This is a genomic window from Variovorax sp. OK605 (assembly GCF_900115445.1).
Lineage (GTDB): Bacteria > Pseudomonadota > Gammaproteobacteria > Burkholderiales > Burkholderiaceae_C > Variovorax.
Genome location: NZ_FOWL01000022.1, coordinates 13,266 through 28,276, shown reverse-complemented (window position 1 = coordinate 28,276; position 15,011 = coordinate 13,266). Strand labels below are relative to the sequence as shown.

Annotated in this window: 15 protein-coding genes; 11 read left to right on the top strand and 4 right to left on the bottom strand. The window is 67.9% G+C overall.

What is annotated here, in order from left to right; all coding sequences use genetic code 11:
• Positions 1-45 precede the first annotated feature (45 nt).
• From BM013_RS35670 to BM013_RS35650, 5 genes are all read left to right on the top strand, one after another.
• On the top strand, positions 46-984 hold the full coding sequence (locus tag BM013_RS35670) for a nitroreductase (protein ID WP_093134274.1): 939 nt from the start codon (positions 46-48) through the stop codon (positions 982-984).
• Entirely contained in the window at positions 971-1,696 is a 726-nt protein-coding gene (locus tag BM013_RS35665) for a M24 family metallopeptidase (RefSeq protein ID WP_093134272.1), read from the top strand. Before BM013_RS35670 ends, BM013_RS35665 begins: the two co-directional genes overlap by 14 nt.
• Positions 1,697-1,699: 3 nt before the next feature.
• Complete coding sequence (locus BM013_RS35660) at positions 1,700-2,074, top strand: gamma-glutamylcyclotransferase family protein (RefSeq protein ID WP_093134269.1); 375 nt, start codon at positions 1,700-1,702, stop codon at positions 2,072-2,074.
• A 55-nt stretch (positions 2,075-2,129) separates the two neighbouring features.
• On the top strand, positions 2,130-2,972 hold the full coding sequence (locus BM013_RS35655; protein ID WP_093134268.1) for a class I SAM-dependent methyltransferase: 843 nt from the start codon (positions 2,130-2,132) through the stop codon (positions 2,970-2,972).
• Positions 2,973-3,215: 243 nt separating this feature from the next.
• Entirely contained in the window at positions 3,216-4,814 is a 1,599-nt protein-coding gene (locus BM013_RS35650; protein WP_093134265.1) for an OpgD/OpgG family glucan biosynthesis protein, read from the top strand.
• 101 nt (positions 4,815-4,915) lie between these two features.
• Here the strand turns inward: BM013_RS35650 and BM013_RS35645 are convergent, their stop codons facing one another.
• Entirely contained in the window at positions 4,916-5,833 is a 918-nt protein-coding gene (locus tag BM013_RS35645) for a LysR family transcriptional regulator (RefSeq protein WP_093134263.1), read from the bottom strand.
• Between the two features lie 108 nt (positions 5,834-5,941).
• On the opposite strand from BM013_RS35645, the gene BM013_RS35640 reads away from it, so the two are divergent.
• Entirely contained in the window at positions 5,942-6,694 is a 753-nt protein-coding gene (locus BM013_RS35640; protein WP_093134260.1) for a glucose 1-dehydrogenase, read from the top strand.
• Between the two features lie 53 nt (positions 6,695-6,747).
• On the opposite strand, the gene BM013_RS35635 is transcribed toward BM013_RS35640, so the two are convergent.
• Positions 6,748-7,155 carry an FKBP-type peptidyl-prolyl cis-trans isomerase gene (locus BM013_RS35635; protein WP_093134257.1) on the bottom strand — a complete coding sequence of 136 codons (408 nt, stop codon included), beginning with the start codon at positions 7,153-7,155 and terminating at the stop codon, positions 6,748-6,750.
• Positions 7,156-7,312: 157 nt separating this feature from the next.
• Between BM013_RS35635 and eat the strand changes: the two genes are divergently transcribed.
• From eat to BM013_RS35610, 5 genes are all read left to right on the top strand, one after another.
• Complete coding sequence (gene eat / locus BM013_RS35630; RefSeq protein ID WP_093134254.1) at positions 7,313-8,734, top strand: ethanolamine permease; 1,422 nt, start codon at positions 7,313-7,315, stop codon at positions 8,732-8,734.
• A gap of 24 nt (positions 8,735-8,758) precedes the next feature.
• Positions 8,759-10,180 carry an ethanolamine ammonia-lyase subunit EutB gene (locus BM013_RS35625; protein WP_093134251.1) on the top strand — a complete coding sequence of 474 codons (1,422 nt, stop codon included), beginning with the start codon at positions 8,759-8,761 and terminating at the stop codon, positions 10,178-10,180.
• Complete coding sequence (gene eutC, locus BM013_RS35620; RefSeq protein ID WP_093134250.1) at positions 10,177-10,980, top strand: ethanolamine ammonia-lyase subunit EutC; 804 nt, start codon at positions 10,177-10,179, stop codon at positions 10,978-10,980. Before BM013_RS35625 ends, eutC begins: the two co-directional genes overlap by 4 nt.
• A 50-nt stretch (positions 10,981-11,030) precedes the next feature.
• Entirely contained in the window at positions 11,031-11,375 is a 345-nt protein-coding gene (locus BM013_RS35615; protein WP_093134247.1) for a helix-turn-helix domain-containing protein, read from the top strand.
• A gap of 76 nt (positions 11,376-11,451) precedes the next feature.
• A complete protein-coding gene (locus BM013_RS35610; protein WP_256221845.1) occupies positions 11,452-12,636 on the top strand; it encodes a type II toxin-antitoxin system HipA family toxin in 1,185 nt (394 codons plus the stop codon).
• 180 nt (positions 12,637-12,816) lie between these two features.
• Here BM013_RS35610 and BM013_RS35605 read toward each other — a convergent pair whose 3' ends face one another.
• Positions 12,817-14,157, bottom strand: a complete 1,341-nt coding sequence (locus tag BM013_RS35605) for a metal-dependent hydrolase family protein (RefSeq protein WP_093134241.1) — start codon at positions 14,155-14,157, stop codon at positions 12,817-12,819.
• 61 nt (positions 14,158-14,218) lie between these two features.
• Positions 14,219-15,007, bottom strand: a complete 789-nt coding sequence (locus tag BM013_RS35600; protein ID WP_093134239.1) for an alpha/beta fold hydrolase — start codon at positions 15,005-15,007, stop codon at positions 14,219-14,221.
• Positions 15,008-15,011 lie beyond the last annotated feature (4 nt).

Below are 15,011 nucleotides of genomic sequence, written 5' to 3'. Positions count from 1 at the left end.
CGTAAAATACAGCGAAGCATCGTTGGAACACAGAACACGCACGCCATGGTCACCAGTCAACTCCGCTGCCTCGTCGCGCTCGGGCAGGCGCGGCACCTCGGGCGCGCCGCACAGGCCAGCCAGGTTTCGCAGCTCGAGCTGAGCGAGGCGATCCGCGCGCTCGAAGAGGAATACGGCCACGCACTGCTCGAACCCCCGCGCGCAGGCGGCTTTCAGGGCTTCACGCCGCAGGGCGAACAGGTGCTGGCCTGGGCGCGCAGCTTCCTGCAGCACGGCGAAGACCTGCGCCGCGAGCTGCATGCCGTGCAACAGGAAAGCGCCATCGCCCCGCTGCTGGAACGCCGCTCCGTCTCGCCGAAACGCCTGCGCGCGCCCGGGCCCGGGGCGGAACACATCGACCTGATCCTGCAGGCCGCGTTGCGCGCGCCCGACCACGGCGGGCTGCATCCCTGGCGCGTGGTGGAGTTTCGCGAGGCGCAGCGTGCCGCGCTGGCCGAACGCTTCGAGGCCGAAAAGCGCCGCCGCGATCCGCTGGCCTCGCCGGCCGACCTGCGCCGCGCGCGCGAACACGCCACGCGCCCGCCCGTGCTGCTGGCCTTCATCGTGGTGCCCCGCGCGCGCAGCAAGGTGCCCGCGCGCGAGCAGTGGCTGAGCGCGGGCGCCGCGCTGGGCAACCTGCTCAATGCCGCGCACCAGCTCGGCTTCGGCGCCATCATGCTCAGCGGCGAGCGCTGCTTCGACCCGGTCCTGAGTGCCGAGCTCGGCGTCAAGCCCGAGGAATTCCTCGCGGGCTTCGTGAGCCTGGGCAGCGTGGTCGAGGCACCGCCGCCGCGCAACCACGCGCTGCCGGGGCAGGTGTGGTCCGCGTGGGTGCCGTCCGCAATCCCGCGGGCCGCCACCCAGGCCGACCCGTTCCGCCAGCCTGCTGACCCCTTGAACCTGAACTCGAACCTGAACCTGGACATTGCCAATGACAAGACCTGACACCGGCCGCACCGAAGCCACGGGCACCCGGTTTTCGCTCGGCGCGATGCGCGCGGCGCGCACGCTGTCGCAGCGCGCGGTGAGCCGCATCGCCTCGGGCATGCACCCCGGCATGACGCATGCGCAGGCCCACGAGCTCGCGATGGCCACGCTGCAGAAGCTGGGCATGGAGCGCAACTGGCACCCGATCGTCATCCGCTTCGGCGAGGACACGCTCAAGATCTTCCGCGAGACCTCCGACCCCGATCGCGTGCTGGGCGCGCAGGACATCTTCTTCGTCGACATCGGCCCGGTGTGGGAAGGCCACGAGGGAGATGCCGGCGACACCTTCGTGATGGGCGACGACCCGCAGATGCACGCCTGCGCCGAGGCCGCGCGCGTGCTGTGGCAGGACGTGGCCGAGCGCTGGCGCGCCGACCGGCTCAGCGGGCAGGCGCTCTATGCCTACGCCGCCGAACGCGCCGAGGCCATGGGCTGGCGGCTGAACCTCGACATCAAGGGCCACCGCGTCTGCGACTTTCCGCATGCGATCTACCAGGCCGGCAAGCTCGGCGACTTCGGCCTGTGCCCGGCCACGGGCATCTGGATCCTGGAGATCCAGATCGCGCACCCCACGCGGCCCTTCGGCGCGTTCTACGAAGACCTGCTGATGGCCGACGACGTGCCGCCTGCGAACGACGCAGCGGCCATTGCCGAGCTGGTCACGAACTGAGCCATGACCGAAGCAACCGAGCAACTGTTCTCCTACGGCACCCTGCAACTTCCCGCCGTGCAGGTCGCCACCTTCGGCCGCACGCTCGACGGCAACGCCGACAGCCTGCCCGGCTACCGGCTCGCGCAGCTCGCCATCCAAGACCCGGCCGTGGTCGCGACCAGCGGCAAGACGCACCACCCCATCGTCACGCCGAGCGATGTGCCCGGCGACGCCGTGGAAGGTGCCGTCTTCGCCATCACGCCGGCCGAACTGGCGCATGCCGATGCCTACGAGGTCGACGACTACCGGCGCGACCGCGTCGTGCTGGCCTCGGGCCTGCACGCCTGGGCCTACGTCGACGCGCGCCATGCGCCGGCCGGCACAACCAAAGACTGACTTGCCCGCCGATGCCGGAGCGGCCAGACTGGCGGCTGGTCCATTCCGAGCATCCATGACCCTTCCCAAACCCGCGCGCGGCCTGTCGGCAGTTCCTTCCACCCTGCGTATTCCGCTGGCCGCGCGAGCTTCGGGCGATGCGATGTTTCCCCAGGTGGCCGTGGGCGACGCCTACGCCGCCGCCATCCTGGAGCGCATCCGCGACGACGGGCAGGCGCTGCCGGAAGACCGGGCCACCATCTACGGCATCCTCTCGCGCACGCGGCGCTTCCGCGGCCTGGCGCAGGAGTTCCTCAAGCAGCACCCGGGCGCGCGCGTGGTGAACATGGGCTGCGGCCTGAGCCACTACTTCCAGTGGCTGGACGACGGCAGGTCCCGCATGACCGACGCCGACCTGCCCGAGGTGCTCGCGCTGCGCCGCGAGCTGATTCCCGAGACCCACGAGCGCCACGACGTGCGCACGCTCGACCTCACCGCGCCCGACTGGTGGGAGCAGCTCGGGCTGCCGCGCAAGCGCAACGCGCAGCCGGTGTTCCTGTTCACCGAGGGTGTGTTCATGTACCTGCAGCCCGCGCAGGTGCAGGCGGTGCTCGCCACCTTCGGCGAGCGCGCGCCCGCGGGCTCGGTGCTGGCCTTCGACGCGATGTGCTGGCTCGCGGTGGGCCGGGCGAAGCAACATCCGTCGGTGCGCGCGACGGGCGCGGAGTTCCATTGGGGCATCCGCCGCACCGGCGAGCTGGCGCAGGCCCATCCGCGCCTGCGCCTGGAGACCACCTTCCGCGTGCTCGAGGGCATCGGCCTGCCCTACACGCTCTTCGCGCCGATGGTGATGCTGCTGCTCGGCGTGCCGCTGTACGCGGTGTATGCGCTGCAGGCGGTCGACGAGGCCGATACATAAACGCACAATTTCGCGGAATCCCGCAAATTGGCGGCTTTGTCCGGCCCGGGGTGCGCGGAATGGCTGACGCGCCGCGGGCGCGGCGGGGCGCAAGCTGGGCGCTGTTCCCGGTCGCGGAGGAAAATCCCCGTGGCGCGGCCTGCATTACGATGGTTTCAAAGCCCGCGGACCCTGCAGGCCACCCACTTTCCGCTTCTCCCCTCTCTCCCCAGACTCGCAAGATTCGCAACCCTCAAGAACCACATGCTTGATCGCCGATCCTTCCTTGCCGCCGGCGGTGCCGCTGCCGCACTCGCCGCCCTCGGACTGCCCGAAGAGGCGCTCGCCGCCAACGGCCTGCAACTGAGCCAACCCACGCCCTTCTCGTTCGACGCGCTGGTGGCGCAGGCCAAGACGCTCGCGGCCAAGCCCTACGTGGCCGCCGCGCCGCTGGCACCCGAAGTGCTCGACCGCATCGACTACGACGCCCACGGCAAGATCAAGTTCGACCCCGCCAACGCCCTCTTTCGCGACGGCCCCGGCGCGTTCCCGGTCACCTTCTTCCACCTCGGGCGCTTCTTCCAGACGCCGGTGCGCATGCACGTGCTGGAGAACACCGACGGCGACGCCTTCGCGCGCGAAGTGCTCTACAACCCCTCGTACTTCTCGATGCCGCCCGACAGCCCCGCGCGCGCGCTGCCGCCCGGCGCCGGCTTTGCCGGCTTCCGCCTGCAGGAAAGCCGCCTGGGCGACCAGAGCAAGCTCGACTGGCAGAAGAACGACTGGGTCGCCTTTCTGGGCGCCTCGTACTTCCGCGCCATCGGCGAGCTCTACCAGTACGGCCTGTCGGCGCGCGGCCTCGCGCTCGACGTGGCGGTGCCCGACAAGGCGGAAGAATTTCCGACCTTCACGCGCTTCTACTTCGAGACGCCGGCCGCGAACAACACCACCTCGATGACGGTCTACGCGCTGCTCGAGGGGCCGAGCGTCACCGGCGTCTTCAAGTTCGTCATGCAGCGCAACAAGGCCGTGATCATGGACATCGACGCGCGCATGTTCCTGCGCCGCGACGTGTCGCGCCTGGGCCTGGTGCCGCTGACCTCGATGTACTGGTACTCGGAAACCATCAAGCCCACCGCCATCGACTGGCGCCCCGAGGTGCACGACTCCGACGGCCTGGCCATCTGGAACGGCGCGGGCGAGCGCATCTGGCGCCCGCTGAACAACCCGACGCAGACGCGCGCCTCGGCCTTCGCCGACACCCGGCCGCGCGGCTTCGGCCTGCTGCAGCGCGACCGCGCGTTCGACCACTACCAGGACGGCGTGAACTACGAGAAGCGCCCGAGCCTGTGGATCGAACCGCTGGGCGACTGGGGCGAAGGCTCGGTGCAGCTCATCGAGATCCCGACCGACGACGAGATCCACGACAACATCGTCGCCTTCTGGGTGCCCAAGGCCGAAGCCAAGGCGGGTTCCAGCTACAGCCTGCAGTACCGCCTGCACTGGACCGACCAGGAGCCGTTTCCTTCACCGCTCGCACGCTGCGTGGCCACGCGCATCGGCCGCGGCGGGCAGCCGGGGCAGCCGCGTCCGCAGGGCGTGCGCAAGTTCATGGTCGAGTTCATCGGCGAGCCGCTGGCCACCGTGCCCTTCGGCGTGAAGCCCGAGGTGGTGCTGACGGCCGCGCGCGGCAAGTTCTCGTACGTGTTCGCCGAGGCCGTGCCCAACGGCGTGCCGGGCCACTGGCGCGCGCAGTTCGACTTCACGCCCGAAGGCAACGAGCCGGTCGACATGCGCATGTACCTGAAGGTCGGCGACCAGACGCTCACCGAGACCTGGCTGTACCAGTACCAGCCGGGGTGATCGGCCTCGGCGTGCGCGGGTGATCCTCGACGCGCTGCGCGCGGGCCACCCTCGATGCGCTGCGCGCGGGTCGCCCTCGATGCGCTGCGCGCGGGTCGCCCTCAACGCGCTGCACGCGCGTTGTAGGGCGCGAAGAGCTCCACCGCCCAGTCGACGAACACGCGCAGCTTGGCGCTCAGGTGCCGGTTGGTCGGGTACACCACGTGCAGCGGGTACGGCGGCGGCGTCCAGCCCTGCAGCACCTCGACCAGCGCGCCGCTCTCCAGGTGCGACGCCACCATCACGTCGAAGACCTGTGCCACGCCCATGCCGGTGAGCACCGCCGTCAGGTGCGCGGTGCTCTCGTTCACGCCCACCACGGTATGGCCGTGGATCTCGACGCGTTCGTCGTCACGCCCGTAGCGCAGCGGAATCGGCCGGTTGCTCAGCGACGAGAAGTAGCCCACCACACGGTGCGTGCCGTCGCCCAGATCGGCCGGCGTCTTCGGCACGCCGTGGCGCTCCAGGTAGGCCGGCGTCGCGCAGGTCACGAAGCGCAGGGTCGCGATGCGGCGCGCCACCAGCGACTGGTCGGTCAGCTCGCCGGCGCGGATCACGCAGTCGACCGCATCGCCGACCAGGTTCACCGGCCGGTCGCTCACGCCGATCTCGAGTTCGATCTCCGGATACCGCGCATGGAACGCCGGCAGCTGCGGGATCAGGATCATGTTGGCGAACGAGGAGCCGATGTCCACCCTCAGGCGCCCGCGCGGATGCGCCTGCGCGTTCGTCAGGTCCGACTCGATGTCTTCCAGCTCCGCCAGCACGCGCGCGGTGCGCTCGTAGTAGGCCGCGCCCTCGGGCGTGACCGTCACGCGGCGCGTGGTGCGCTGCAGCAGCTTCACGCGCAGGCGGGTTTCGAGCTGCTGCACCAGCTTCGTCACGGTGGGCTTGGGCATCTGCAGCGAGTCGGCGGCGCGGGTGAAGGTGCCGGCCTCGACCACACGGGCAAACACGCGCATGGCGGTGATCTGGTCCATCGCCGGATTATTGGTGAATCGTGAATAAACAAATGGCGTGCGGGCTCTTGGTCCGCACGGGGGTCGCGCCCAAACTTCCTTCCATCGACAACCACCAAGGAAGAAATCATGACCCTCAAGCTCAACGACAAGATCGCCCTCGTCACCGGCGGCACCAGCGGCATCGGCCTGGCCACGGCACAGCGCTTCGTGGACGAAGGTGCCTACGTGTTCATCACCGGGCGCCGCCAGGCCGAACTCGACGCAGCCGTGAAGACCATCGGGCGCAACGTGACGGGCGTGCTCGGCGATGTCTCCAAGCTCGAAGACCTCGACCGGCTCTACGCCGCCATCCAGCAACAGAAGGGGCGCCTGGACGTGCTGTTCGCCAATGCCGGCGGCGGCAGCCTGCTGCCGCTGGGACAGATCACCGAAGAACACTTCGACAAGATCTTCAACACCAACGTGCGCGGCCTGCTCTTCACGGTGCAGAAGGCATTGCCGCTGATGCCAAAGGGCGCGTCGATCGTGCTCAATGCGTCGATCACCAGCATCAAGGGCACGCCGGCCTTCAGCGTCTACAGCGCGACCAAGGCCGCGGTGCGCAGCTTTGCGCGCAGCTGGACGGTGGACCTGAAGGATGCCGGCATCCGCGTGAACGCGGTGAGCCCCGGCGTGGTGCCGACGCCCGCCTACGACCTGCTCGGCCTCACGAAGGACCAGGTGGCGGGCTTCATCGAAAGCCAGGCGCAAGGCATTCCGCTGGGCCGCGTGGGCACGCCCGACGAGATCGCCAAGGCCGTGGTGTTCCTGGCCTCGGACGACAGCAGCTTCGTGAACGGCGCGGAGCTGTTCGTCGACGGCGGCATGGCGCAGATCTGAACCACCCGCGGCCGGGCCAGGCCGCAGTTCAGTTCAAGTCAGTTCAAGCCAGCTCAGCGCTTGACCGACACCAGCTCCACTTCGAAGTTCAGCGTGGCGTTCGGCGGAATCACGCCGCCGGCGCCGCGCGCACCGTAGGCAATCGACGGCGGGCAGGTCAGCTTGGCCTTGCCGCCCGGCTTCATCTTCTGCACGCCTTCGGTCCAGCACGGGATCACGCCGTTGAGCGGGAACTCGGTGGGTTCGCCGCGCTTGTAGGAGCTGTCGAATTCCTTGCCGGTGTCGGGGAAGGTGCCGCGGTAGTGCACCTTGACCACGTCGGTGGCCGCGGGCGAAGCGCCGGTGCCTTCCTTGAGCGACTGGTAGATCAGGCCGCTGGGCGTGGTCACCGGGGCGGACTGCGCGAAGGCAGCGGGAACAGCAAGAACGGACACGAGCGCGGCACAGAAAAGAGACTTCACGAAACACCTCGAAGGTTGAGAGGCCCCGATTATGGCCAGCGCCCGTGTCGCGCCTGTAAGGGGATATTCGGGGCCTTTCACCGGCTTGTCCCTGCGTTGGAACAGCCCTTGCTTTGCTGCTGGTGCACTGTCACCATCCACCAAGAGAGGACGCTCCATGCCCGCCACAGACGCCACGCCGGCCGCCTCCCCCGCACAGGGAGGCCACGGCCATCTGAAGAAAGTGCTCGGCCCTTTCCAGCTCTGGGGCATCGCGGTCGGGCTCGTCATCTCGGGTGAGTACTTTGGTTGGAGCTACGGCTGGAACACCGCCGGCACGCTCGGCTTCCTGGTGGCCACGGTGCTGGTGGCGACCATGTACACCACCTTCATCTTCAGCTTCACCGAACTCTCCACCGCCATTCCGCACGCGGGCGGCCCCTTCGCCTATGCGCGGCGCGCGTTCGGCCCCAACGGCGGCTTCGTGGCGGGCTTTGCCACGCTGATCGAATTCGTGTTCGCGCCGCCGGCCATCGCGCTGGCCATCGGCGCGTACCTCAACGTGCAGTTCCCGGGCATCAACCCGAAGTGGTTCGCGCTGGGCGCGTACGTGATCTTCATCGGGCTCAACTGGATCGGCGTGGGCATCGCGGCGGCCTTCGAACTCTTCGTGACGGTGCTGGCCATCGTCGAGCTGCTGGTGTTCATGGGCGTGGTCACGCCGGGCTGGACGCTGGCCAACTTCACGGCCAACGGCTGGGCCGGCGGCAGCGTGCTGAACGGCGCGGCCATCTCGGGCATCTTCGCGTCGATCCCGTTCGCCATCTGGTTCTTCCTGGCCATCGAGGGCGCGGCCATGGCCGCCGAAGAGGCGCGCGACCCGCACCGCACCATTCCCATCGCGTACACCACGGGCATCGTCACGCTGGTGGTGCTGGCCTTCGGCGTGATGATCTTCGCGGGCGGCGTGGGCGACTGGCGCAAGCTCGCCAACATCAACGACCCGCTGCCGCAGGCCATGAAGGCGGTGGTGGGCGAGAACAGCGGCTGGCTGCACATGCTGGTGTGGATCGGCCTGTTCGGGCTGATCGCGTCGTTCCACGGGATCATCATGGGCTACTCGCGCCAGATCTTCGCGCTGGCGCGCGCGGGCTACCTGCCGCGCTACTTCGCCGGCCTGAGCCCGCGCTTCGACACGCCGCACCGCGCGCTGCTGGCCGGCGGCGTGATCGGCGTCATTGCCATCTTCAGCGACGAGTGGGTGCAGTTCGGCGGGCAGACGCTCACGGCCAACATCGTCACCATGGCCGTGCTCGGCGCCATCGTGATGTACCTGATCTCGATGGCCGCGCTCTTCAAGCTGCGCCGCAGCGAGCCCCGGCTGCTGCGCACCTACCGCGCGCCCCTCTACCCCGTGTTCCCCGCCATTGCGCTGGGCCTGGGCGTGGTGTGCCTGGGCGCGATGGTGTGGTTCAACGCGATGCTCACGCTGCTGTTCATCGTGCTGATGGCCGCGGCCTACGGCTACTTCCTGCTGACCTCGGGGCAGCGCGAGGCCGCCGCGCCCGACGAGATGCTGTCTTCGACCACCGGCGCCTGACAGGCGAAGCCGCACACCGAAAAGATGCTGTACCGCACCACCATCGCCGGCCAGGTCTTCAGCTTCGAAGACCTTCGGCAGGTTCTGGCCTTCGCGAGCCCGGCGCGTTCGGGCGACTACCTCGCGGGCATCGGCGCGGCCACCGCGCAGCAGCGCATGGCCGCGCGCCACGTGCTCGCCGACACGCCGCTCAGGCAGTTCCTCACCGAGGCGCTGATCCCGTACGAGAGCGACAACATCACGCGCCTCATCATCGACGGCCACGACGCGCAGGCCTTCGCGCCGGTGGCGCACCTCACGGTCGGTGACTTCCGCAACTGGCTGCTTTCGCAAGCGGCCACCACCGCCACGCTCGGCGCGCTCGCACCGGGCCTCACGCCCGAGATGGTGGCCGCCGTGTCCAAGCTCATGCGCAACCAGGACCTGGTGTCGGTCGCGAAGAAGTGCAGCGTGGTCACGCGCTTTCGCGACACCATCGGCCTGCCCGGCCACCTGGCCGTGCGCCTGCAGCCCAACCACCCGACCGACGACCTGCGTGGCGTGGCCGCCTCCACGCTCGACGGCCTGCTGTACGGCGCGGGCGACGCGGTGATCGGACTGAACCCCGCGTCCGACAGCATGCCCGTGCTGGGCCGCCTGCTGCACATGCTCGACGAGGTGATCCAGCGCTTCGAGATTCCCACGCAGAGCTGCGTGCTCACGCACGTGACCAACACGCTCAAGCTGGCCGAGGCCGGCGCGCCGGTGGACCTCGTGTTCCAGTCGATCGCGGGCACCGAGAAGGCCAACCTCTCGTTCGGCGTGACGCCCGAGCTGCTCGACGAGGCCTACGCGGCGGCGCTGTCACTGAAGCGCGGCACCATCGGCAACAACGTCATGTACTTCGAAACCGGCCAGGGCAGCGCGCTGTCGGCCAACGCCAACTTCGGCGTCGACCAGCAGACCTGCGAAGTGCGCGCCTATGCGCTGGCGCGGCGCTACAAACCCTTCCTCATCAACACGGTGGTCGGCTTCATCGGGCCGGAGTACCTGTACGACGGCAAGCAGATCATTCGCGCCGGACTCGAAGACCACTTCAGCGGCAAGCTGCTGGGCCTGCCCATCGGCTGCGACATCTGCTACACCAACCACGCCGAGGCCGACCAGGACGACATGGACACGCTGCTGGTGCTGCTGGGCACGGCGGGCATCAACTTCATCATGGGCATTCCGGGCGCCGACGACGTGATGCTCAACTACCAGAGCACCTCCTTCCACGACGCGCTGTTCCTGCGCGACACGCTGGGCCTGAAGCGCGCACCCGAGTTCGAGGCCTGGCTGCAGCGCATGCAGATCACCGACGGCGCGGGGCAGCTCGCGCCGCCCTCTTCCAACCGGCTGCTGGCCGACATGAGCGGGCTGGCCGCATTGACGACGCAGACGGCACGGACCGCACCCACGTCATGACCGACCCCGTCACCCCCAACCCCTGGGCGCAATGGCGCTCCGCCACCCCCGCGCGGCTGGCCCTGGGCCGCGCCGGTGCCGGCATGCCCACCGACGAGACCCTGCGCTTCGGCTGGGCGCACGCGATGGCGCGCGACGCCATCCATGCCGCGCTGGACGTCGATGCCCTCGACACCACGCTGACCGCGCAGCACTGGCAAGTGGCCCGCGCGCGCAGCCAGGCGGCCGACCGCACCACCTACCTGCGCCGCCCCGACCTGGGCCGCCAACTCGACGAAGACGACGCCACCCGCCTGCTGGCCGACAGGCGCTACGGCTGCGACGTGTGCGTGGTGATCGGCGACGGCCTCTCCTCGCTCGCCGTGGCGCGCCACGCCGCGCCGCTGCTCGCTGCCTTGCGCGCACAGCTGCCGCCCGACACCAGCTTCGCGCCCGTCGTCATCGCCACGCAGGCCCGCGTGGCGCTGGCCGACGAGGTGGGCGAACTGTTTGGCGCGGCGCTCTCGGTGATGCTCATCGGCGAACGCCCGGGGCTGAGCTCGCCCGACAGCCTGGGCATTTACCTGACCCACTCGCCCAAGCGCGGCCGGCACGACGCCGAGCGCAACTGCATCTCGAACGTGCGGCCCGAAGGGCTTGCGTACGAGGCGGCCGCGTTCAAGCTGGCATGGCTGATGCGCGAGTCATTGCGCAGGGGGTTGACGGGGGTGGCGCTGAAAGACGAGAGCGATCTTGCGTTGCTGACGCAGCATGAGGGTGGTCAGGCGGAGCTGGGCCGGGCTGGTAGGCTTTCAAGATAGACAAATACGCAATTAAATGACTCTTAAGCCGTTTAACAGTCATTTTATTAATGCCAAAAAGCAGTTACAGCCTCTCGGCCCTGCCCTCGCAAACCGTCCAGCCCCTTGAAAACCTGGGCCAGCGCCTTCGCGCGCACCGGGTGCACCGCGAATGGACGATTGCCGAAATGGCCGAGCGCTTGCTGTGCTCTCCCAACACCCTGCGTGCACTTGAATCCGGCAAGGCCACCACCAGCATCGGCCTGCTGGCGCACGCGCTGTGGCTCTTCGGAGAAATCGACTCCCTCGACAGGGTGGCCCCTGCCCCCGCCGGGCTGGCCGCGAAGCGCCGTGTGCGCAAGTCGGCCACGCGCACTGCGGCGGGCGTGATCGCAGAGGACGAGCTTGACTTCTGACGACACCACTGCCCACGCACATGCCCAGGCTGAACGGCGCGTCTACGTCGGCCTCGCGCACCACACCGGCGAGCGCGTGCAGCCCGCCGGCCTGATGAAGATCGCGCGCCGCGGCGTCATGGAGTCCGGCGAGTTCGCCTACGGCCGGCGCTACCTCGAAGACCCGGCGGCCGCACCGCTCAACCCCGAACACCTGCCGCTGCGTGACGCCACCTTCGTGCTGCCGGAGACCCGCATCCGCGACGGCGGCGCCATGCCACTCACACTGCGCGATGCGCTGCCCGACAACTGGGGCCGCAAGGTGCTCGAAATTCGCCAGGGCAAGCCGCCGTCCGACATCAACGCACTGCTGCTGACCAACGCAGACCGAATCGGCGCCATGGTGTTCTCCGAAGCGCTGCCCATCCAGAGCGAAGAACCGCCTTCAGCAATGCTGTCGCTGGAGGCCCTCGCCGAAGCATCCCGGCGTGTCGAAGCCGGCATGGAGATCGGCCCCGACATGCACCTGCTGCTGCGCGGCGGCAGCCTGGGCGGTGCCCGCCCCAAGGCGGCCTTTGTGCACGAAGGCAAACGCTGCATCGCCAAGTTCGCGTCGCGCGGGGACGACCACGACGTGGAAGTGATCGAAGCCGCCACCCTCTGGCTGGCCGACGCCTGCGGCATCGACGTGCCGCCCTTCCTGCTGCAGCCGCTTGCGATGGGGCATGCCCTGCTGGTCGAGCGCTTCGACCGCCAGGGCCCGGCGGCCGACGAGCGGCGCTTTCACTACCTCTCCGCCTCGGCGCTGCTCGGCGTGCCGTATGAATCCAGCCGGGGCAGCTACGTTGAACTCGCGCAACTGCTGCGGCGCATCTCACGCCAGCCGCAGCACGACCTGGCCGAACTGTTCCGCCGGCTGGTGTTCAACCTGGCGGTGGGCAACAGCGACGACCACGTCAAGAACCACGGCGCGCTGCGAGGCGAAGACGGGCTGTGGCGGTTGTCGCCGGCGTTTGGCCTGGTGATGCAACTGGGCGGGCATACGGCGTATCAGGAACTGGCGATTCTTCCGGGGCAGCATGCTTCAAGCCTTGCGCTGGCGCGGGAGGCGGCGCCGCATTTTGGGATGACGGCTGGGGAGGCGGAAGAAGTGATTGTTGCCATTGGCGAGACGGTCGCGGTGCATGCGGCGGCTGGCGTCGCGGCTGCGGGTGGGGAGCCCGCGCTGGTGCGGCGTGTGGCCGGGTTTATCGAGCAGCAGGCTGAACGCATCGCGGGTTAGCAGAAGGTAGGCGTTCGTTTGATTCGTGCTGCGAAAGTTTGCGAGGCTTGCTTCGGGCCCCGCAGCGGATGTACGAGTCGCTCGAAACCTGTTGCCCGCGCTTCGCCCTTTGACGCGGCTGAAGCGGCCACCCTGCATTTGGCGAAGCGTTCGTCGGCGAACCCTTCGGCAAGGGAAGCCTCAGTGCATCTCCGCCAATGCCTCCTTGACGCCCTGTTCTTGCAACGGCGTGTCGCCCCCTTCAAGATGCAGAGCAGCGTGCGAGGGTACGGGAGTCGCGCAGTCCTTGTGGATCACGCCATCCTTCATCACCAGTTGCACTTTGGAGGGGTCTGTCAGCAGCGACAAGTCTTGCAGCGGATCACCGTCTACCAAAACGATATCTGCCAAAAATCCTGCCTTCAGCTGTCCCAGCTCGTCGGGCTGCAGCATGATCTGACCACCCAGCCGTGTTGCCGCCATCAACGCTTCCTTTGGCGTCATGCCGATGTAGTCGACAAAATATTGCAGATCGTTGGCGTTGGTGCCATGTGGCATCCACGCAAAGCCGTAATCACCGCCGGGCAAGATGCGAATGCCGCGCTTGTGCATTTCGCGCAGTGATGCAGAGGCAACCTCGAGCTCGCGCTTGTAGCCCATCTGGGTCGCGACGGCTTCGGTGATGCCGTATTCCGCCGCGTTGTAGGTCGTGCGAATGAGCCAGCCGATGCCAGGCGCGACGAAGTGCCGATCCTTCGCCTCTTCGAGCATGTCGAGCGCTTGCGCATCTGCAAAGCTGGCGTGATAGACCATCTCAATGCCGTGGCGTACGCACTGCTTGACCGACTCGCTCGAACGCGCGTGCGCAGCCATGCGTTTGCCGTAGCGCTTGGCCTCCTGCGCGAGCATGGCGACCTCGTCTTCCGCGAACGGTGACATCTCTGCGGGCAGGCCGGCGATGTACTCGCCAGACAGGTTGATCTTCAGGTGATCTACACCGTATTTGATGAAGGTGCGAGCCGACTTCCGGATCTCTTCAGGCCCGCTGCATACGCGGCCGAAACTGAGCTCCTCAAACTTCATATGCGGCAGCGTGTTGTCACCCAAGGCGCCGATGGTGGTGATCTCCTGGCTGCCAGCGAGGTAGCGCGGGCCGGGGAACTCTCCTGCTTCGATGGCATTGCGCAGCACCACGTCCAGTCGCGGCTTGGCCGCCGCTGCGCCGATGGCAGAGGTCCAGCCCATGTCAAGGTAGCGCTTGGCAACGCGCACGCACCAGAGCATGTGCTCTTCGGGCGGCATGAACTGGATGGCCGCGAGCGACGGCTGGTCGTTCCACGAGAAGTGCGTGTGCGCCTCGGTCATTCCTGGCATGAGGAAACGGCCTTTTCCGTCGATCACGCGGGCGTCGTCGGTACTCACGCGCTTCGGAAAGCGCGCCACTTCGACGATGCGTTTCCCCTCGACAAGAAGGTCGCCGGTGTAGGGGTCTTCTCCCGAACCATCGAAGATACGGACATTGGTGAATGCAAAACGGGTCATCTTTGTCTCCTCCGGCTTGTGGCGCCGGCCATGGGTTGTCGAAATGGAGTCTTGCGCCGCCTCAGTGAAGCGCCGCGTAGAAGGCTTCGAGTTCTTGCGCGCAGCGCTGCGGCTGCTCGAAAGTCGTCCAGTGGCCACATCCGTCGAGCACGACGAGACGGCTGCCGGCGATGCGTTGCTGAATGACGCGAACGTTGGTCTCCGGGGCCACGCCGTCCTGGTCGCCAGTAACCAGCAGCGTGGGTACATCGAGGCGCTCAAGTGCGGCCGACTGCGCATCGGCGAGAGCTGCACAGCTTTGGGCGTAGCCCTCGGGCGATTGCCGCATGACGCTTTCGCGCACCAGAGCGAGTACTGCCGGTTGCTGCTCTTTGGTCTGCGTACTTGTCGCGCCCTTCACGATGGCATCGGCGATTTCCTGCATGGCCGCCACACCACCCCGCGCCGCGTTGGCACGGGCCGCGATGTTGGGGCGCGCGGCGTCCGGAGGCGCAACAAGAGGGCCGAAGAGCGCCAAGGACTTCACTGTGCCTGGGCGGCGCAGCGCCAAGTGTTGGGCAACGATCGTGCCCATCGAATGAGCCATCACGTGCACAGACCCGATGTCGAGCGCAGCGAGCAGTTCCGTCATCGCGTCTACGTAGCTGTTGATCGACAGCGCCTTGCCGTCAGCCGGCAGCGGTGACCTCGCGCTGCCCGGCAGGTCGGGCCTGATGCGGCGAAACCCGCCGAGCACCGGCAGCACAGGTGTCCAGTTGTTCGACGAGCCGCCGAGCCCGTGGATGCACAACAGTGCGTCGCCTTCGCCGTCGACCTCAACGGTGAGGTCATTCAGAACTTGAGTCGTCATGAGA

Coding starts and splice junctions, on each gene's coding strand:
- BM013_RS35670 (WP_093134274.1), top strand. CDS start 46: ATGGTCACCAGTCAACTCCGCTGCCTCGTCGCGCTCGGGCAGGCGCGG.
- BM013_RS35665 (WP_093134272.1), top strand. CDS start 971: ATGACAAGACCTGACACCGGCCGCACCGAAGCCACGGGCACCCGGTTT.
- BM013_RS35660 (WP_093134269.1), top strand. CDS start 1,700: ATGACCGAAGCAACCGAGCAACTGTTCTCCTACGGCACCCTGCAACTT.
- BM013_RS35655 (WP_093134268.1), top strand. CDS start 2,130: ATGACCCTTCCCAAACCCGCGCGCGGCCTGTCGGCAGTTCCTTCCACC.
- BM013_RS35650 (WP_093134265.1), top strand. CDS start 3,216: ATGCTTGATCGCCGATCCTTCCTTGCCGCCGGCGGTGCCGCTGCCGCA.
- BM013_RS35645 (WP_093134263.1), bottom strand. CDS start 5,833: ATGGACCAGATCACCGCCATGCGCGTGTTTGCCCGTGTGGTCGAGGCC.
- BM013_RS35640 (WP_093134260.1), top strand. CDS start 5,942: ATGACCCTCAAGCTCAACGACAAGATCGCCCTCGTCACCGGCGGCACC.
- eat (WP_093134254.1), top strand. CDS start 7,313: ATGCCCGCCACAGACGCCACGCCGGCCGCCTCCCCCGCACAGGGAGGC.
- BM013_RS35625 (WP_093134251.1), top strand. CDS start 8,759: ATGCTGTACCGCACCACCATCGCCGGCCAGGTCTTCAGCTTCGAAGAC.
- eutC (WP_093134250.1), top strand. CDS start 10,177: ATGACCGACCCCGTCACCCCCAACCCCTGGGCGCAATGGCGCTCCGCC.
- BM013_RS35615 (WP_093134247.1), top strand. CDS start 11,031: ATGCCAAAAAGCAGTTACAGCCTCTCGGCCCTGCCCTCGCAAACCGTC.
- BM013_RS35605 (WP_093134241.1), bottom strand. CDS start 14,157: ATGACCCGTTTTGCATTCACCAATGTCCGTATCTTCGATGGTTCGGGA.
- BM013_RS35600 (WP_093134239.1), bottom strand. CDS start 15,007: ATGACGACTCAAGTTCTGAATGACCTCACCGTTGAGGTCGACGGCGAA.